We start from the raw sequence: 19145 nt of genomic DNA, 5'->3' as shown, positions 1-19145 counted from the left end.
CAGCTATGAATGAAAGTACCAAGAAGGAGCTATTATCCAAAAACGAAAAACTGATCAACATGGTGATCGAGCGGGCCAAACGGGATTATCCAGAGGAGATTGCGGTGATCGGGCTTACGGGCTCTTGCCGTACCGGGGATTATCATGAGAAAAGCGACCTGGATCTGATCATCATCAATAATAACAACCAAGGCTGGGGCATCTCGTCCTGCTTCATTCTGGGGGATATCGGTTATGATATCTACTGCACTCCTTGGGAGACCCGGATCGAAGAACAGGCCGCGCTTGAAAGTCCGATGATCTCCTCTCTAATAGATTTGCAGGTGCTCTACTATGCCAAGCCTGAGGATCTGGAGAAGCTTAGGGTCTATCAGCAACGGGCGCTGGATGCTCTGGCGAAGCCCATGGGACGCGATTCTCTGGAACGGGCGAAGAAGTGGATCGATCTGGCCAAGCAGGAATATGCGAATATTTGTCTTGCGGAGGATAAGGGAGCCGTAAGGCTGGCTTCAGCGGAGTTGGTCTACAATCTGGTGAACGCTTTGACGCATATGAACAATACTTATTTGAAAAGAGGGCTGAAAAGATACCTGGAGGACACCGCAGCTTACCGCTACCTCCCTGTGCATTATGAAACGATCTATATGAATGTGATCTGCGCGATGACGACGGACGAGATCCGAAGTACCTCCGGCATTCTGCTCAAAAGTATCCTCGATCTGTACAGCACCCTATATCAGAAATATGTGGAACAGCCTGTTCCTACCTATGATAATCTGGCGGGCACCTATGAGGAATTATGGTGCAACTACCGCAACAAGATCATTGCCAGCGCTGAAAGTAAGGATGCTTCTTACGCCTTCTACGCCGCCATGGGAGCGCAGGGTCTGCTGGATGAAATGACTGAGTCGCGGGGAACCCGGAAGTTCGAACTCATGCAGTATTTTGATGCAAGTAATCTGGATCTGTTCAAGGACCGGTTCCTCCTGGCAATGGATGACTATCTGGAGGAATATCAGCGGGTCGGCCGGCAGCCCCAGCGTTACGATACTTGTGAAGAGCTGTACCGGCAATATATGAAAAAGTAACAGATAAGCAAGATCAAGCCCCCTCCCTTCGTTCAGGTTGGGGGCTTGCCTAATTATACATTGAAGCGTGCTACCAGACCTTGCAGACCTTGCGCCAGCATGCTGAGTGCACTGGCAGAAGAGGCGATCTGTTCCACTGAAGCCATCTGCTCTTGTGATGCGGCGGATACTTGCTGTGTACTTGCCGCTGTAGTCTCCGAGATATGCGTAACGTTACGGATAGAGTCTACAATCTCTTCGGTCGCTGCCGTGATTTCTTCTACCGCGCCGGATACCTCCTGAACCTGTCCCGCTAGTGAATCAATCGAATGGCGGATGGCATTGAAGGACTGCCCGGCCTCTTCTATGATCCGGGTTCCCCCCAGCACTTCGTTCATGCTGTTCTTCATCACCTTCACTGCATGATCTGCATCGGCCTGGATACCGGTTGCCATTTCAGCAATCTGATTGGCGGAATCTGCGGACTGCTCAGCCAGTCTGCGCACTTGATCGGCTACCACAGCAAATCCTCTGCCGTGCTCTCCGGCCCGGGCCGCTTCTATGGTCGCATTCAGTGCCAGCATATTCGTCTCCGAGGCGATCCCCTTGATCACCCCGACAATGCTGCTAATGTCCTGTGAACGCTTCACGAAGCCCATAACCTTTTCCGATAAGGACTGAATGGATTCGTTGATGGATTCCATCTGCCGGACGGCAGATTGCAGGGATTGATCCCCGGCAACGGCATAATCTGCAGAACGCAGGGAAGCTTCCGAGATATCCTGTACACTGGCAGCAATCAGCTGGATACCGTCCGACATTTCAATAATGGTGTTCATGTTAGTCTTCAGGTCATTCATCTGCATGCCCGCACCACTTGCGACCTCACCCATAATTCCGGAGATCTTCTCGGTCGTTTCGGCGGTCAATCCGCTATCCGAGGTCAGCTTCACAGAAGAAGCCGCCAGACCGTTCGCGGATAGCTTCACCTGGGTGATCATCGTTGCCAGATTATCGGTCATTGTATTGAAATTCCGGGCCAGCTCACCGATCTCATCCTTCGTCTGCACACTAAGCTTGCGGGTTAGATCGGCATCGCCGTCGGCAATCTCCTGAAGCTGCCTGTTGACATCCTTCACCGGCTTCAGTATCCGTGCAGACAATACGAATGCGATCACCAGAGCCAGTACCACCGATAATCCCGTCACCCCCATGCTGGTAATCATAGAGGAGCTGCGGTGGGTTGCCGCCTGACTCTGTTCCTTCATAATTTCATCATGCAGCATCGTCTCGAACACCAGCTGTGAATCGATGATCGTCGTAAGGGAGAGGCTTGTGAACGACTTCTGCGCTTGCGGAAAGTTCCCTTCCTTGGCCAAGGCAAAAGCCTGCTCCAGCACCGTCAGATAATTGTCCCATTCTCCCTCCAGATTCTGAATTCCCGCAAGCTCCGCTTCATTCAGACCGGCTCCCTTAAGATCTTCGACTGAGGCTGTAATCTCTGGTATCTTGGCTTCATAGGCGTTCAGATTGGCTGTTCTCTCCTCCGTGGTATTACTCATCACATACCTTGCGGCCAGACCGTCCGCCGTCCGGATATCATCGGTTAATTTCTGTACCATCGACAGCTTGCTGTAATTACGGTTGATCTGCTCTGTAAGCATAGTCACCTTAGCCTGAAAAATAGTACTGCCTAGTATAGCGAGAATGAACACGATAATTACAGCGGCGAAGCCAAACATGATTTTGGCCCGGATTCCTCTAAGTCTGTTGAACATTATAACTACCTCCACTCGATATGTAAGCTCTACTGTGTAACCTCTACGTATCGTACATCATCATTCTTAAATGAAACTGAAATACGCTGCCGGGAGCACAAAAAAACCTCCACCCCTGCCAAAAGCAGGAATGGAGGTTCTATGAATTACGTCCCTTAATTCCGGTTCAATCATACAGATTCCCGTTCGCAAGCATTGCCAGCCGCTCCTCATCCCGCACAATCAGCCGGCCGTTCCTGCGTTCAATAATCCCATCTTCAATCAGGCGGCGCACTACCCGGTTCAGATGCCGGTAGCTGGTGCCGAGCAGATCGGCGGTCTCTGTCAGTGTGGAGGTGCGAATCTCTTCAACGCGCTGGGCGCCAGTGTTGTCCGCGAACAGCGACATCAGGTAGCTGGCGAACCGGTTCTCCACCGGATAGAGCACATTCATGGCTGAGGTCTGGCCGAGCGTGTACATTTTGTGGCTCAGCTCTCCGACCAGGAAACGCAGCAGCGCTGTATTGTCTTCAATCTCCCGGAGCAGCAGCTTCCTTCCGGCGACAAGCAGCAGGCTGTCCCCTACGGAGACCACCTCATTCTTGACGGGATACTGGCGCAGCAGCTCCACATCCCCGATCACTGACATCGGCCGGGCGAACCGGACCAGCATCGACTTGCCGTTAGGCAGCAGCGTATGAATCTTCAGCTTGCCCTGCATCAGGAAAAACATATGCTCCAGCCGGTCGCCAACCGAGCAGACTGCCTCCCCTCCGCCGTAACGCCGAAGCTCCATCTGTGCAATGGCGCTGCTGCTGAACATGGCTGTGAGACCATTCTGCTCGGTAAGGCTTCGAACCGCCTCCGGATTTATAATCGATTGCATGCGCTTCTTCTCTCCTTGTGTCATTTCTGCTGAAATTACTGTATCACAAGTCTGAGGCCGGAAGCTATTTCTGCATTACTTCTCCTGCAAAATACTCCGCAAGCGCTCTGCGCTCCCGGTGATTCGCCAGATTGAATGATGGCCAGCTCTGCTTAGGCTGAGTACGGTAAGACAGTCTGCTGCGCAGCGCCTCGTCCAGAATCCCCTTCTCCTGCTTGCTGAATTCGATCAGCTCTGGAACCACATCTGCGGAGAGTCCGGCCAGGTAACCGGCATCCAGTGTGCCGCTTGCTTCATAACGCTGGATATTCTGCTTCGCAATGATATAATCCATCCCTATATAGTTCATCAGCACATAGGAGAGCAGGCCGAGCACAATGTAACATTTTAGAAGCGGGAAGGGTTCCCGGCTAATCCGCACGGCCGCCAGCACCAGCAGCAATCCGAGGAAGATCATGAAGGCATGCACCAGGAACCGGATGTAGGTGTAACCGTACGCCTCTTCATATAGAGTCAGCCGCGAGTACGCAGAATACAGCATGACCATGGAGCATAACACCAGAATATACAGCAGGACCTGAATGACCCGCTTCAGAATTCCGCCCGCTTTACGCACTGCCAGCAAGGACAACAGCAAGATCGCGAAGTTAATGGATGTGACCAGAATCAGCTCCAGAAAACCGCTCCGCGCATAGTCCGCATACGTACTATTCTCCGGCAGAATCCCGTCCCAGGCCCCGAAGAGATACGAGAACTGGACACTCACAAACAGCATGTACACCGCATTAATTGCGGTCAGCACGGTAGTGATAATGACCGGGTCATCAAGACCGATACCCTCCTCCCCTGCTTCAGCCGCTTCCAGCTTCTGCCCCATCGCATCAAACTCACTGACCATAGGAGTGCGGATATAGGATTTACTCTGTACGAACCCCCAGACGAAGCCGAACATGCCCAGCCCGAGCAGCAGAACCCACAGACCCCGGAAGATCCAGTCCCCCAGTGAAATATTGTCAAAAATCCTCGGGAGTGCTTCCAGCAGCTGACTGAACACTCCGTCCGCCGTAGAGAGCAGCGAGATCACAATCAGCAGCAGCGGGACGGAAATCAGCAGACCGATCAGCACCCGCATCAATACCTGCTTGCGTTCATTCGGTAGCCCGCCTTTGCCCCGGCGCAGCAGCCTCAATGCCGTGGCCCAGTTGCGCAGACTTTGCGGGAACAGATGCTCAAGCGCCGCGCCGATCAGTGCGGGTCCGCTCCAGGCGGGCTTGCGGTAACTAAGCATATACGTCATATGTAATAGAATAAGCACCGGAATAACAACGATATTAAGCGCAAAGAAAAACCAGTTGCCGAACAGCATATAGGTCAGGGACAACAGAAATATGGACACCATCCAAACATAGCTGAACCAGGTCTGCTTGCGCAGCTGCTCCTTGGCGAAATAGAGCATAAAAGCATAAAATAAGACCACAAAAATCGGGTATGAGATCCCCGGCATCTTGCCGTAAAACAGGTACTGATGCACAATTGCAAGCAGAAATGCGGCCAGTAAGGCTACACGCCCAAGCCCCGGTTTGGATACCGTTTGTTCGTCCATGGTAAATTCCCCCATCTTTTTACTGTCATATCCTGATTCTAGCTGATAAAATAAGAAGAAAAAGAGAAATATAATATTATTAATTTCCTATTTTATAAATTAGGCAGGAGGTGAATGTCCCAAATGAAGCTGCACAGTCAATTCCTGAAGCTGCATTCGCAGCATGGAGGTCCGGCCGAGATCTCCGTCACCCTGGACGAATTGGCCTTGACCCTTGGCTGTACCCACCGCAATGCACTGCATGTGATCCGCAAAATGGCCGATCTCGGCTGGATCACCTGGACCCCCAGCCGGGGACGGGGGCGGCGCTCCAAGCTGGTGTTCCTCGCGGCGGCCGAGGACATTGCCCTGGAATCCATGAAGCAGGCCATAAGCAGCAAGGATATCAGCAGTGCCCTGGAGGGCATCCGCGGACATGCCCGCACCTCATCGCTGCAGGACACACTGCAAGGCTGGCTGCTGGCTTACTTCGGGCATCATGCCGAGGTGCACAGCGACAAGCGGATCGATACGCTGCGGCTGCCGGTCACCCAGCAGCTCCATACCTTCGATCCGCTCTATATGAATTTGCTGGCGGAGTCGTTTGTCTCGAGCCATGTTTTTGACGGGCTGGTCGGCCGCAGCGGTGAACGCGGCAAGGTGATCCCCGGCCTGGCCCATGCCTGGGAGATAGACGGGAGCCGGACGGCCTGGACTTTTCATCTGCGCAAGGAGGTCTTGTTCCATCATGGCAAGGTACTGACCGCCGAGGATGTCGTCTACTCGTTCGAACGGATGATGTCTACCTCGCAGCGCATGCTGTACAGCTATATTGTCAAAGAGATTCATGCAGTCCAGGCCTTGAATGCCTCTACTGTCCGCATCCTGTTGAAGAAGCCGAATGAGCTCTTCCTTCCCTTCCTCTGCACCAGCCGGGCGGCGATTGTGCCCCGCGATCTGGAGTCCATTGGAGAGAATCTGTTTGGACGCAGGCCTGCGGGCACCGGTCCGTTCAAGGTCGTAGAGATGAATGAGGATACCTGTGTGCTGGAGGTGTTCCCTTATTATTTTCAGGGGCGGGCCCATCTGGACCGTGTGGAGATTATCTATGTCCCATGGAGCCTTGACCGGGAGCCCTCAGAGACCGGCTCTGCCTTCCATGTCATCCCGAATCCGTCAGCAGCAGGCACAGACTCTCTAAGCAGAATCCACTCTGAGTCCTATGTCCGCAAATTCGTAACCTGCAACACGAAGAAAAAGGGACCGCTAAGCGATCCCCTTCTCCGTGCCGAACTGCTATCCTGTCTGCATGAAGCGCCGAGAGTTCCCTTCCGGCATTTCGCAGCGCCTCCGGCTGAAGTCTTGCAGATTGCCACGATCCCGCAGTACGCCGGGGATGCCGAATACATCGCCGCAAGACTAACGCAGCATGGATATTCCTGCAAGGTATTATCCGTGTCGCCGGAGGAATTCAAAGGTCCGATCCGCCTGAAATCCGACCTGATCGTCTTCTCGCTGCTCCGCGACCAGGACGAGCAGCTCCGGCTGTACGACCTGTACCTGACCCTCTCGCAGCACATCGAACCGCGCACCCGTGCGGGCATTGAGGGCAGGCTGCGCCAGATCTCGCGGGAGCCTGACGCCGCCGTTCGGGCGGAAGGCTTCCGGGTGATCGAGGATACTCTAACCCGTGACCACCAGCTGCATATTCTCTACGAACGGCCTGCCGAGACCGCCTATCTGCCCTCCGTGCGCGGGGTGACCTTCAACAGCCAGGGCTGGGTCGATCTGCGCCATCTGTGGTTTCCGCCGGAGCTGTAGGGGAACAGGAACGGGGCTACTTCTCTAGCCCCCGGCCGATCAGATTAGGCGAGACCGGCTTCCGGCCGAGTTCCCTTGACCAGATGGAGAGCTGGCCGATATGATGGATCTCATGGGCGATAACGTGGCGTATCACTTCGCCCCAGGTATGCTGGACAACCTGTCCATCCGGCCGCTCATCCCTTAGCTTCCTCTGCTCCAGCCCTTCATTCCAGGCCACTACGAAGGACTCCAGTTCGGGCCGAAAGCGTGCGTCCACCTCTCTGATTTTCTGCAAAGTGTTGTACTCCGTAAAGTCTAAACGGATATCCGGCTTACCTTCCATATCCCGGACCCAGCTTAATTCCACATCCACAATATGCACCAGCGTCTGCAGGATTCCGCCCACCCCGCCAATGCGTGTCTTCACCAGTTCTTCTTCCGGCAGTTCCCCGCACCATTGATACCATTCCTCGCGGACCTGCCAGTTATAACGAAATAAGGTTTGCATGGTTGTCCTCCTTTTGTCTCTATAGATTTAAACCCAAAGCTTGGTCGTCGCTGCGGTGAACATTTGGCCCTCCGGCCGCTGCCCAGTTTGGATTTCCAGATTATAACCGCTCCTCGCGGTAGAAATCCAAACACAAAGGCGGACGCTATCGCTCCTCCAGTTCCAAATTTCCCCTCCGCTTCTTTTTGCTTTTTGTTGATTGCATTAATGCTTCTTATAAAGCGGAAAATCCCGTGACATAGCGGGTGCTATCGCCCCCAGAGTTCCAAAATCCCTCTCATATTCTTTTGCTTTTTGTTAATTGCTTTAGTGCTTCTATATACCTTACCCTTTTCTGCGCCGGATGCTATAGAATCTCATCGCTGTGGGAACACCCTTGATCTCCAGCACCCCGCTGTAGATCAACTCTCTCACCCTGTACTCAAAATAAGCATCACCGACATACTGCTCACAGTATCCGAGCGCCTCTCCGACTAGCCGGGCTGATTTCAGGAATCCATCATCCCCTGGCGGCGGCTGAAGCGAGTCCAGCTTCTCCAGCAGATAGCTGTCGTAGTAATCAGCGGGCACCTCCAGCACAGTATCCTCATGCCAGATTCGCAGGACGCCGGACTGCCTGGTGATCTCCTTCCATTCCTGAGACAGCCGCGCAATATCCACGGCAGTTAGCCTGCTGCCGTCATTAATCCGCAGAAGCGCTTCCCGGAGCTTGTCTGACGGAATCTCACCGGAATGATAGTAGTTTATAAAAGCATGCGGCCGGTTGAACAGTTCCTCACAGATTGCGCAGGCATCACACACTATGATCTCGTTCGGTCTGTTCCCCAGCAGATGAGCGGTTAGACGCAGCGCAGTCTGCTCGCAAGCATTGCCACTGGTCCAGATTATAATCTTAGCCTGCTCAGGAATCTGCTCCAGATTGTCCAGCAGCTCCGTGTACTCTTCTTCACAATCATATGAGACATTATAGTTTTCCGTTATATTTTGGCGGAACCAGTCGCTGCGCAGTTTCCTCCCTACTGGCGTATCCAACTGCTCCAGCGGACCTATAGCATAATTCTCCCGCAGGATAATCAGCTTATGCGTATCCGTCCAGCCAAATTCTTTAAGCACCTGCTTCATGCTGCCCCCGAAGGAGTCGCCGCAGATAATGTGAATATGAGTGTCCATCAATCGAATTCACCTCTGATTCAAAATCGAAATTGAAATTAATTCCCGGAGCGGTCGAGCAGGCGCCCTTTTACAAGTAAATAAGCTGGAGTACTCGGTGTTTCGGTTTTAACGGTAACCTCAATCGTTCCATCCTTACGCACAGCCGGTCTTTCCCGTTCCTGCGGCGGCAATTGAATTAGTTCATCATAAAGTATATACGCGGCAACATCCGCCGCTCCTTCAGGAACATCCTTACCTGTTATATTCTTCGCCTTCACCGTGAAGCTTCCTTTTGCAGAGTCAAAGGTGTAAGAAACTGGCCGGAATGCATCATCGCTAATGATCTTCCCCGGTGGGGAAGTGAAGGGTCCTTTCTCAGTGTCCTCTAACGAAAGCTTGATGATATCCGTCTGCATCAGGGTTTCACCCGTCAGCGTGTAGAGCTGATTCGCCTGATCCCATTTGCTCACAATGCCCAGACGTCCGGCCAGCACACTGACCGGAATGAACATCGAATTCTGCTCCATCACCGGAACCGTGTCCATCGACCCGGCAACTCCGTTAACCGAAATAGATTTGGAACCAATTGTGAACTTAACTGTTACACTATCCTTTTCGATGGCAGCCGTTCTAGCCTTGGCATCATAGCTGACCTTCGCCCCCATCAGCTCGCTAATGGAGCGAAGCGGGATCATCGTCCGGTAGTTGGCATCCACATATGGCGCCTTCGGTGCCGTATAGAGCACATAATAATCGTTGATTTTCAGAAGCGCAGGGTATTTCTTAGCCGCTGCCTCTACCTTTCCCGGATTCACACCCGTCAACATGGCGAAGCTCAACCCCGCAGCCAGTAAGGCTGTCAACACTTTTTTACCTGTCTTCATCCCAAACATCCTCTCTTTTCCTCTATTTCATATTTTTCTATCATCTTTCTTATTACTCCAAATTTCCACATCAGTTGCGCCTCTCTACTAAAATCTAACAACCGGCACAGGGATGCAGTGTCATTTTCGTGACATGCCTTTTCTCAGCTTGAACACGTAAAAGCCGTTTGAATACTGACTTGATATATTTATAATTAGAGTGAAGTTATTGCAAAGGAGATTATTATTATGAGCTATGATATTCATATTACAAGAGCAAATCATTGGACAGAGAGTACGGAAAACCCCATTTCACTTGACGAGTTAAAGGATATATTTTTGAATAAAAATGATTTCGAGTATTCGAATATTTTCACAACATCTGGCCCATTTCAAATATCAATAAGTGGTGATTTTTTCATATGGAAGGTTGATGAAGTAACGGTTCCTTTTCGTTATTCTAATGGTAGACTTACAGTTTCCGGAGCCGATGAAGGCAATGTGATTGATAAGATGAAGGAGAATTATACTAAAAATGTCCAGAATTTATAAACCGCTCAATGATCTCTCCAGCGAGGAGATAAAGGACCGTCTAAAAAGAAATGACACCGCTGATCTTCTAACGCTCCCTCTTTCTGTCGGTGAATACCACTCGAACTGGAAGTTCGCTCAAGATATTTGTGCCCGGCTCTCTAACCATGAATCAGCTGCTGTTCGGGCTAATGCGGTTTTGGGATTCGCATATATTGCAAGGACAAAGGGACAATTAGAGAAACACATCGTTAAACCCATTGTTCTGAGAGAGCTCCGCGAAAACAAAGAGTATGAATGGAGAGTTCGCGATTCGATTGAGGATATTAATTTATTCATGAAGTGGAACATCGGAAATAGAATTATTTACGAATGCGGGGACGAGCATATTGGGTGTTAATAAAAAGGGAAGAAGAAAGTTCGTTCATGGCGAAAAGAGTTATTTCTGGTATGTTAGAGAAGATGATGAAGACTACGGACGGATCAAACTATTTATTGTTTCGGAAGATAAAAAATTCAATGTTTCCTATGAAGTTGTGGGATGACAACGTTATAACGCCGGGCCTTGTGAAAACTATAATTGAATGGAGCCTGATGGATAAAGAAAATCTCAATTTCGTGGATTGGGAGGAGTGGCGGAAGGGATGTTTGGAACTGTAGGAGCCGCAGCGTCCGAAAGTCCAAACGATCCCTGGAGCCAAGACTATTCCCAAAGTAAAGCGGCTCCAGCTCAGATGACCACCTGACAATATGCTGCATGGATAATCAGGCTACGATTACTACCGGATGATATGCTTCTTACGAAAGGAGGGATTGCGTGGAGTGGCTGGAGCGAATGAACCGGGCGATCAGCTATATTGAAGATAACCTGGAACAAGACATTGACTACGATCAAATCGCTAAAATCGCCTTATGTTCGGTTTACCAGTTTCAACGTATGTTTTCATTTGTACTTGATGTCCCCTTATCCGAATATATCAGGCGCAGAAGGCTGACACTGGCTGCGTTTGATCTAAAGGACAGAAAAAACACTGTGATGGAGATAGCCTTGAAGTACAGGTATGAATCACCGGAAGCCTTCTCCCGTGCATTTCAGAATCTGCATGGAATGACGCCTACATTAGCGCGTAATGCCGGAAGTGAGTTAAGAGCCTATCCGCGCATCTCCTTTCAAATCATCTTAAAGGGAGTGACCGGAATGAATTACCGGATGGAGAAACGGGATGCTTTTCAAGTGTATGGGCTGGAGGACATCTACCAGTACGACACTATTGCGAATGAAGCGGGCGTAACGATCCCGGAGGTTTGGCAAAATATCTGCAAGAATGGTGAGTTCGAACGTTTAGCCCAATCAGTAAGCGGGGCTTGGAGAGACGAAGGCAATTTCAGCAAGGAACTTGGAGCAGTCTTTGCCTTCGATGCCTACACCTTCACAAGCAACATGACCTTCCCTTATCTAATCGGGTGCTACAGAGCGCCAGGCAGCCAGGTGAACGGATACACTGTCGTTGATGTTCCCGCGTCTACGTGGGCCGTGTTCTCAACACTCCATGACGGGAACGGCAGCGGCAAATACGATCTGCAGTCATTGAAGAACCGGATCTTCTCGGAATGGCTGCCAACCTCAACCTATACGATTCTGGACGGTGGTAATTTCGAGATGTATGGTACAAGCGCAGACGGCTATGAATATTGTGAGCTCTGGTATAGAGTCGGGGAATAGTTATGGAAAAGCGCGGTGTCCGGAATGTCCGGTCACCGCGCTCTTTTTGTCTTTAGAAGTACTTCTGCAAAGTTAGTAAAGCATCAAATTCAAAATCACTGAACACAAGATGTACCGAGTGCAATTAAGCAAACCCTTTTGCTTTTGCTTTTGCTTTGCTTTTGCCTTTACTATTGCCTTTCCCCCTGCCCTACCCCAATAGTAAGTGAACTTGGTTCTCCCCCATTTGGGAGAAGTGGCGGAAGGGATGTTTGGAACTGTAGGAGCGGCAGCGTCCGCCTTTAGATTTGGATTTCTACCGCAGACTATGCGGCATAAATCAGGAAATCCAAATCTAACAGCGGCCGAAAGTCCAAACAATCCCTGGAGCCACGACTATTCCCAAGGTGTTGAATTGCCCATGTTCACCTTACTTCACCGACCCAATCATCCCAGCCACAAACTGCTTCTGCATCACAAAGAACACCAGCGCCGTCGGGATCGTGCCGATTACAATTGCGATCATAATCATCCCGTAGTCCGGGGCGTAGCCCGAGCCGAGAGTGGAGATGAGCAGCGGCATGGTCTTGGTCTGCGGAGTCTGCAATACGATCAGCGGCCAGAGATAGTTGTTCCAGCTCGACATGAACGTAATGATCGCTCCGGCGGCGTAAGTCGTCTTCATGGTCGGCAGGTAGATGCGCAGGAAGATGCCCAGCTCGCTAAGCCCATCCATCCGCCCGGCCTCCAGCAGCTCCTTTGGGAACATCTTCGTACTCTGGCGGAAAAAGAAGATCAGGAACGCGGTAGTCACGGTAGGCAGAATGACCGAGGTCATCGTATCGATGCCCATCCAGGGGAAGACGTTCGAGATCTGGCCGAACATCCGGTACAGCGGGATCATCAGCGCGGCGAACGGAATCATCATCGACAGCAGCAGAATGTTGAATACAATATCCTTCGAGCGGCTGCGGAAGACCTCGAAGCCGTAACCGGCCAGCGAGGCAATCAGCAGCGCCAGCAGCGTGGTGGTTATGGAGATTTTCGCTGAATTCATCAGGGATAACTGCAGGTCCGTGGTGTCCAGCAGCTTACGCAGATTCTCCAGCAGATGAGTGCCCGGCAGCAGACGCCCGCGGGTGACATCCACCGACTGGTTCGTCGAGCTGACGACCATCCACAGGAATGGAAAGATTGAGACAATAGCCGCGATGCTCAGGAACAGATACATGAAGACACGTTTACTTTTAGCCATTTTTATCACCTGCCACTTTGAACTGGATGACCGACAGCAGTGCGATCATAATGACAATCGAATACGATACGGTGGCTGCATAGCCGAAGTCTGCTGCATATTTGAATGACAAATTGTAGATGTACTGGGAGATCGTCTGGGTCGCGTTGCCCGGGCCTCCCTTCGTAATATTCATGACCTCGTCGAACAATTGCAGAGTCCCGATCGTTGAGGTAATCGAGGTGAACAGGATGATCGGCTTCAGCAGCGGGACCGTAATTCCGAAGAACTGGCGGGAAGAAGATGCCCCGTCAATTTTGGCGGCCTCGTAGATGGAGTGATCGATATTTTGCAGGGCCGACAGGTAAAAAATCATATTGTAACCCGTCCAGCGCCAAGTGATCGCTAGGATAATGGTGATTTTGGCCCAGAACGGATCGGTGATCCATTCGATCGGGGCACTGACCAGATGGAGCTTCAGCAGCATCGTATTCACCAGGCCATTGCCGGAGAACAAATACTTGAATACCACAGAATACGCAACCAGTGAAGTGACACAGGGCAGGAAGATCGCCGTCCGGAAAAACCCCTTAAATCTCAGCTTGCTGTCATTCAGCAGTACCGAGATAAACAGCGCGAGGATGATCATCAGCGGCACTTGAACCAGCAGATAGATGAAGGTGTTCTTAACCGATACAATGAATGTCTTGTCAGACAGAAGCCGTGAATAGTTATCGAAGCCGGTGAAGGTAAGATTGCTGCCCGTTCCCGTCTGGAACGACAGAATAAGTGCCTGAAGCATCGGATAGAAATAGAAGACGAAGATCAGAATGACCGCAAGCAGGACGAAGGACCATCCGGTCAACACGCTTTTGGTGCGGAATCTTAGTTTGGAATTAGTTTGATGCACAGCTGCCCAGTCCTTTCCTTATCATTTAAAATAAACCCCGGGCACAGCCCGCCTCCTGAACTCCCGGAAGCTGCAGGCCACGCCCAAGGTTCACGGTGTGCACAACCTAACTATTTAATCTGTGACTCGGCCTGGGCCTGGGCATCGCTCAGCACGCTGTCAATATCCTTGCCGTTCAGATAATTCTGCATCTCTACAATCAGGATGTCTTCAATCGCATACGTGTTGATTCCGTAATTGACGCTTGGGATCTGCTCCGTCCAGGCGGCGAAATCCGATACAATCTTCTGGCCGCTGAAGAATTCATTGGCCTGGCTGTAAGCCTCTCCGCCCGCAGCCGCTTTGAAGGTACCGATGACACCGATGTCCGTGAGCAGCTTCTGGTACATTTCCACATTCGAGCCGAAGGTCTTCGCCATGAAGTCTGCTGCCGTCTCCTTACCGTCCACATTCATGACATACCAGGAGCTTCCGCCCAGGTTCGAGGCATGAACGGATTTGTTCGCAGTCAGCTTAGGAAGCGGTGCGATTCCCCACTTGCCGGATTGAGAAGCTTCAGCCGTAATCGAAGGGGTGATCCAGTTGCCTGTCGGCACGGAGGCTACATCGCCGCTGTTCAGGGCGGCTACGAACTGACTCCAGTCTGCATGTACCTTAGCTACGTTTGATTCAGTCAGTTCCTTATAGATTTCAAAAGCTTCCTTAAGCGGTGCATTCCCCGCCAGGTTCGGTGTTTTGCCGTCTTCCTTCAGATACCACTCGCCTGCGGATTGAATCATCACCCGGATTAGTCCAAGGTCGTTCGGGTCCAGTGTAATCAGCGCTTTGCCGGTTTTCTCTTTCACGGCTTTGCCGATTTCAATATATTGCTTCCAGTCGATATCCTGCAGATCGGCCAGCTTGTAGCCTGCCTGCTCCAGATAGTCCGTTCTGACATAGAGTCCGGTAACGCCGGAGTCAAAAGGAACCCCGTACTGCTTCCCGTCCAGGCTGGTCGGCCCGCTTTTGTAATCTGCGAAGTCAGCGCCCTTGATCGAGCTGCTCAGATCGTAGAAGGAATCCTTGTACGATTGCAGGAAGCTCTGGGAACGGTAATCCTCAATCAGCACGATGTTCGGCAGACCCTTGGTGGTCCCGGAATTCAGCCCCGTGTTCAGCTTCTGGATAATATCAGCCTGTGCATATTCCACAATGTTAATTTTCACATCCGGGTTCGTCTTGGCATATTCTGCTTTGGCCACTTCCAGTGCAGCGATGTTGAATGCAGGGTCCCAAGCCCAAATGGTGATTTCCTTCGCCTGTGCAGGCTCTGTAGCTGCTGTATTCTCTGTCTTTCCCGTGTCCGCAGCGCTATTGCTGGTGTTCTTCGACCCGGAGTTCGAGCTGCAGGCCGTAAGCAGAAGCAGGCAAATCAGGACTAACGCAAAGCCTTTTTTCATTGGTAAGCCTCCCCTTTAATGCGCTTTACTGTCTCTCGCTTGAATGTAAGCGCTTATTTATTACATAAATAATCTTATCACCCGCCCCCGGGGAGCCGTTAGAACTTACTTTATGGGGATTGGTCATTTTATCGCCTGATTGTAAGCGTTACCTTGATTGCCGTTTGTTCTTTTTTTGGAAAATGGTAATAATCTCACTTCTTCATCAGCGGCAGGCGGATTCGGATCGCACTCCCCTCCCCCGGCGCACTCTTAATGGTGACTCCATATTCTTCGCCGTACATCAGCACCAGCCGGTCATGCACATTGCGGATACCGATTCCGGTGAACAGCTGGCGCTTCCCCGCAAGGCTCGACATAGGCAGATCAGCCGCTCCAGTATCCATCCCGTCCCCGTTATCCACCACCTCACAGAGCAGAGATCCGGCATCCTGGGAGATGAGGATATGGATATATCCGCCGCTTTTGCGCGTAAACGCATGGAAGAAAGCATTCTCAATGAACGGCTGAATAATCAGCTTCGGCAGATGGTATTCCATACAGTCCGGGGAGATGAAGAAATTCACCCTGATCCGTTCGCCGTACCGCACATGGTTGATGAAGACATAGGATTTCAGATTCTCCAGTTCCTGCGTCACCGTAATGCTCTCACTGACATTGCTCAGCGCATTCTGCAGCATTGAGATCAGTGCATGAATCGTCTGCACCGCCTTCTCCTGACTGCCCTGCTGCACCAGGAAGTTGACCGAAGCCAGCGTATTGTACAGAAAATGCGGGTTAATCTGATGCTGCAAGGCCGCAAGCTCGGCATTCCGCTGCTCCTTCTGCGTCTCCACCAGCTTCTCGACATATTCATTCAGCTCGTCCAGCATATAGTTATAGGCATGACCCAGCTCCTGAAATTCAAAGCTTCCCGTAACCGTAATGTAATTGTGGAAGTTACGCTCGGTGATCTTGGACATCTGCCGGGTAAGCAGCGTGAGCGACCGGGTCAGCCTTCTGAAGATCAGGAACACCACGATCAGGGCCACGGCCACGATGGCTGAGCAGAAGAGCACGACCATTTTACCGTTGACCATCTGGCCGAGGGCCGTCTGCTTATCGATCAGGTTCACAATATAGAAATCATAAGACGGCAGGTAATCCGCAATCAGAATCGAATCGGTGCCCTGGAAATCGGTGTTCTGGTAAGCAAGCTGCTGCTCCTCAATCTGCCTCGCCACCTGCAATAGATCCTCTGCCCGCTGGCCCATCAGATCACTACGGTTGCTGGACACTATCATCCCCTGCTTATTCAGGATCACCACATCGTTCCCGGTACTGACAAAGCTGCCATAGAAGGAGCGGAAATCCTTTTCATGAATGGTAAAATACAGCGTCCCGTAAATATCGCCCGTCGTCCGGTCCATCAGCGCTTTGCTGCCTACAATCACCGCTTCCTTCTGCGCCGAATCCGGCATCGTCTCTTCATAGAACTGATACATCAGCCGTTTCGGTTCAGCCAAAGTATTACGTGTCAGCTCATGCTGCTGCAGCTCCCGGTCACTCATCAGCAGATTGTTCGTGTTGGTGGAGTAACTGCGGCCGTTTTTGCCCATGATTTTGATCCCGACCTGGTAGGCATCGAGCGTGGACTGAATCTTCTTCATCTGTGTGGTCATATTGTAATAGGTCCGCAGCATCCGCAGGGAGTCCGAGTCCTCCTCAGACAGGAAGGAACGGATCGTGCCACTCAGCTGGGTATTATTAGTAGCCGTAACGATTGAATAATGAAAAGCTTCAAAGCTCGCCTTAATCTGGCTGATCACCTTGGAATTCGTAATGCTGAAGGTATTCATGAACAGCTTCTCCGACATGCGGACGGTCGTCCAGGAGGAGGCGATGGCTACGGCGATGATGCTGAACAGCATAACGAGGAAGATTTTGATGAACAGGCTGTGGAATTTAAAACGCTCCCAGTATCTGCGCATACGCTCTACTCCTGCCTGTAATGCTGACGCCGGTAGCCGCTCGGGGACAAGCCGTAATATTTCTTGAACACTTTGCAAAAATAGCTGTGATCGCCATATCCGACCATGCTGCTAATCTCCGCTATGGGTGCCTCCCCGGCCCGCAGCAGCTCTGCCGCCCTGCCCGTGCGGACCGTGTTGAGATGCTCCTTGAAGCCCTCGTGATTGTAGGTCGTGAACAGGCTCGACAGATACGAAGGGTTGAAATGAAAATGACGGGCCAGCTCCGTAAGGGTCAGCGGCTCAGTATAATGCTCTTCTATGTACTGAAGCAGCTTCGTCATACTGGCATTGCCGCCCGGTGCCGGCGCTGCCGATGCAGTCAGCTCCATGATCCGACGCAGGTAATCATCCAGAATCTGCATGGCCTGCTCGGCCGTGCCCGCTTCATCGATGGCCCGGAACAGGCCGTATTTCCCCTCCTCCAGCTCCTGCAGATGACTGAACTGATTCGTAATATTAAAAATCATATTGCTCAGGAAGGACTTAAACTGATACACATCTCCATCATTCTGGCGGCTGAGCGCATCCACATGCTGATGCAGGTCACCGAATGCTTCCGCCAGCTGCTGACGCTTCAACTGCTCGGTGAATTGCGCCAGATTGAACTTCGGCAACGGAGTCTCCGGATCTGGACGTTTTTCCTGGATTAGCAGGGTCTGCTCCGGCCGGAAAAACCGGCACTGCTGTAGTCTCGCATTGCTCTCCTGCTGGACGGCCGCAAGCTCGCTGAGGGAACTGAATCTCCGGCTGAGCGTCAGACGCAGCTCCACTTCCTGCCCGGCCATCGTATCGGCCGACTGGTGTACAGCCTTTAGCAGCTGCGGCCAATGGGCTTCCTCCAGATTGATCAGCATGAATGTAGTGCCCGAAGGCTCTGCGACTGGAATAATACACTGCACCCGTCCCGGTACACACTGGTTTAGTTCACTGGTGATAGTGGTGATGACGGTTGCGGATGCGGCCTCTTGTGCATTGGCTGCGCTGCTGGCAGTATTGATGGTGATACGGTTCATGGCATTGCTGCTGTTGACTGCGTTAATAGCGGTATGATTCATAGCGTTGTCGCTGCTGACCGCGTTTATGGCGGTATGGTTCATGGCTTCGCCGCCCGGTGCTTGCTGCACCGGTTCCCAGCCCAGCAGCGCGAAGGCGTGATGCGGAAGCTGCTGCTTCACATACACTTCGCTCTCCGGCGGCAGCCGGTAACCGGCCAGCATCCGGCCGAGCAAGGTATCCAGCGGCTGCGCTTCTGCCTCTGTTTGTCCTCCCGCGGCACTGAGTCCCGGGATGCGGTCCCGGGTTTTTTGTAACACCTGCAATAAGGCCCCGGCTTCCAGCTTCGGCTTCAGAATATAATCTGCCACCCCATGCTGGAACGTCGAACGCACATAATGGAACTCGCTGAAGCTGCTTAACACAATGACCTCGGTAGCCGGATAATCGCGCTTCACCAGCCGGGTTAACTCCTCGCCATCCATCACCGGCATGACAATATCTGTAATGATGATATGCGGCTGCAGGATCTGCAGCGAATTCAGCGCTTCCTGCCCATTGGCCGCTTCACCCACGATCTGAAATCCTTCCTGCTCCCAGTCCAGCACATATTTAATCCCTTGCCGGACCAGGATTTCATCGTCCACAATCAGCACCTTGCATATTGGATTCATGATTCTCCCCCGCTTTCTGTAGTCTTGACCTC

Annotated in this window: 16 protein-coding genes; 5 read left to right on the top strand and 11 right to left on the bottom strand. The window is 51.8% G+C overall.

What is annotated here, in order from left to right; all coding sequences use genetic code 11:
- Nucleotides 1-5: 5 nt before the first annotated feature.
- A complete protein-coding gene (locus tag MKY12_RS11385; RefSeq protein WP_339313871.1) occupies nt 6-1088 on the top strand; it encodes a nucleotidyltransferase domain-containing protein in 1083 nt (360 codons plus the stop codon).
- Between the two features lie 53 nt (nt 1089-1141).
- On the opposite strand, the gene MKY12_RS11380 is transcribed toward MKY12_RS11385, so the two are convergent.
- The 3 genes from MKY12_RS11380 to MKY12_RS11370 all read right to left on the bottom strand — a co-directional run bounded on the left by MKY12_RS11380 (nt 1142) and on the right by MKY12_RS11370 (nt 5313).
- A complete protein-coding gene (locus MKY12_RS11380; protein WP_339313870.1) occupies nt 1142-2845 on the bottom strand; it encodes a methyl-accepting chemotaxis protein in 1704 nt (567 codons plus the stop codon).
- Between the two features lie 166 nt (nt 2846-3011).
- A complete protein-coding gene (locus MKY12_RS11375) occupies nt 3012-3710 on the bottom strand; it encodes a cyclic nucleotide-binding domain-containing protein (protein ID WP_209879837.1) in 699 nt (232 codons plus the stop codon).
- A gap of 64 nt (nt 3711-3774) precedes the next feature.
- Complete coding sequence (locus MKY12_RS11370) at nt 3775-5313, bottom strand: DUF4173 domain-containing protein (protein WP_339313869.1); 1539 nt, start codon at nt 5311-5313, stop codon at nt 3775-3777.
- A gap of 123 nt (nt 5314-5436) precedes the next feature.
- Here MKY12_RS11370 and MKY12_RS11365 point away from each other — a divergent pair, with 123 nt between their 5' ends.
- Complete coding sequence (locus MKY12_RS11365; RefSeq protein ID WP_339313868.1) at nt 5437-7113, top strand: ABC transporter substrate-binding protein; 1677 nt, start codon at nt 5437-5439, stop codon at nt 7111-7113.
- Between the two features lie 16 nt (nt 7114-7129).
- Here the strand turns inward: MKY12_RS11365 and MKY12_RS11360 are convergent, their stop codons facing one another.
- The 3 genes from MKY12_RS11360 to MKY12_RS11350 all read right to left on the bottom strand — a co-directional run bounded on the left by MKY12_RS11360 (nt 7130) and on the right by MKY12_RS11350 (nt 9639).
- Entirely contained in the window at nt 7130-7603 is a 474-nt protein-coding gene (locus tag MKY12_RS11360; protein WP_339313867.1) for a DinB family protein, read from the bottom strand.
- Nucleotides 7604-7927: 324 nt separating this feature from the next.
- Complete coding sequence (locus MKY12_RS11355; RefSeq protein WP_339313866.1) at nt 7928-8773, bottom strand: DUF1835 domain-containing protein; 846 nt, start codon at nt 8771-8773, stop codon at nt 7928-7930.
- A gap of 38 nt (nt 8774-8811) precedes the next feature.
- Nucleotides 8812-9639, bottom strand: coding sequence for a copper amine oxidase N-terminal domain-containing protein (locus MKY12_RS11350; protein WP_339313865.1), 828 nt, complete (start codon nt 9637-9639; stop codon nt 8812-8814).
- Between the two features lie 228 nt (nt 9640-9867).
- Between MKY12_RS11350 and MKY12_RS11345 the strand changes: the two genes are divergently transcribed.
- The 3 genes from MKY12_RS11345 (at nt 9868) to MKY12_RS11335 (ending at nt 11872) form a co-directional block, all read left to right on the top strand.
- Entirely contained in the window at nt 9868-10170 is a 303-nt protein-coding gene (locus MKY12_RS11345; RefSeq protein ID WP_339313864.1) for a hypothetical protein, read from the top strand.
- The gene (locus MKY12_RS11340; RefSeq protein ID WP_339313863.1) at nt 10154-10549 is read left to right on the top strand and encodes a hypothetical protein; all 396 of its coding nucleotides are present in this window, start codon (nt 10154-10156) and stop codon (nt 10547-10549) included. Before MKY12_RS11345 ends, MKY12_RS11340 begins: the two co-directional genes overlap by 17 nt.
- A 417-nt stretch (nt 10550-10966) precedes the next feature.
- Entirely contained in the window at nt 10967-11872 is a 906-nt protein-coding gene (locus MKY12_RS11335) for a helix-turn-helix domain-containing protein (protein ID WP_339313862.1), read from the top strand.
- Nucleotides 11873-12281: 409 nt separating this feature from the next.
- Here the strand turns inward: MKY12_RS11335 and MKY12_RS11330 are convergent, their stop codons facing one another.
- From MKY12_RS11330 to MKY12_RS11310, 5 genes are all read right to left on the bottom strand, one after another.
- Complete coding sequence (locus MKY12_RS11330; protein WP_036729652.1) at nt 12282-13106, bottom strand: carbohydrate ABC transporter permease; 825 nt, start codon at nt 13104-13106, stop codon at nt 12282-12284.
- A complete protein-coding gene (locus MKY12_RS11325) occupies nt 13099-13995 on the bottom strand; it encodes a sugar ABC transporter permease (RefSeq protein ID WP_209879802.1) in 897 nt (298 codons plus the stop codon). The genes MKY12_RS11330 and MKY12_RS11325 overlap by 8 nt, the downstream gene beginning before the upstream one ends.
- Nucleotides 13996-14105: 110 nt before the next feature.
- A complete protein-coding gene (locus MKY12_RS11320) occupies nt 14106-15434 on the bottom strand; it encodes an extracellular solute-binding protein (protein ID WP_036729658.1) in 1329 nt (442 codons plus the stop codon).
- Nucleotides 15435-15628: 194 nt separating this feature from the next.
- Nucleotides 15629-17404 (bottom strand): sensor histidine kinase, encoded by a 1776-nt coding sequence (locus tag MKY12_RS11315; RefSeq protein WP_339313860.1) that lies wholly within the window; start codon nt 17402-17404, stop codon nt 15629-15631.
- A 5-nt stretch (nt 17405-17409) separates the two neighbouring features.
- Complete coding sequence (locus MKY12_RS11310; protein ID WP_339313859.1) at nt 17410-19113, bottom strand: response regulator; 1704 nt, start codon at nt 19111-19113, stop codon at nt 17410-17412.
- Nucleotides 19114-19145: the final 32 nt, after the last annotated feature.

This window comes from Paenibacillus sp. FSL M7-0896, from assembly GCF_037975415.1.
In the GTDB taxonomy this organism is placed as follows: Bacteria; Bacillota; Bacilli; order Paenibacillales; family Paenibacillaceae; genus Paenibacillus_AQ; species Paenibacillus_AQ silagei.
This window is presented reverse-complemented; position numbering and strand designations above follow the sequence as displayed.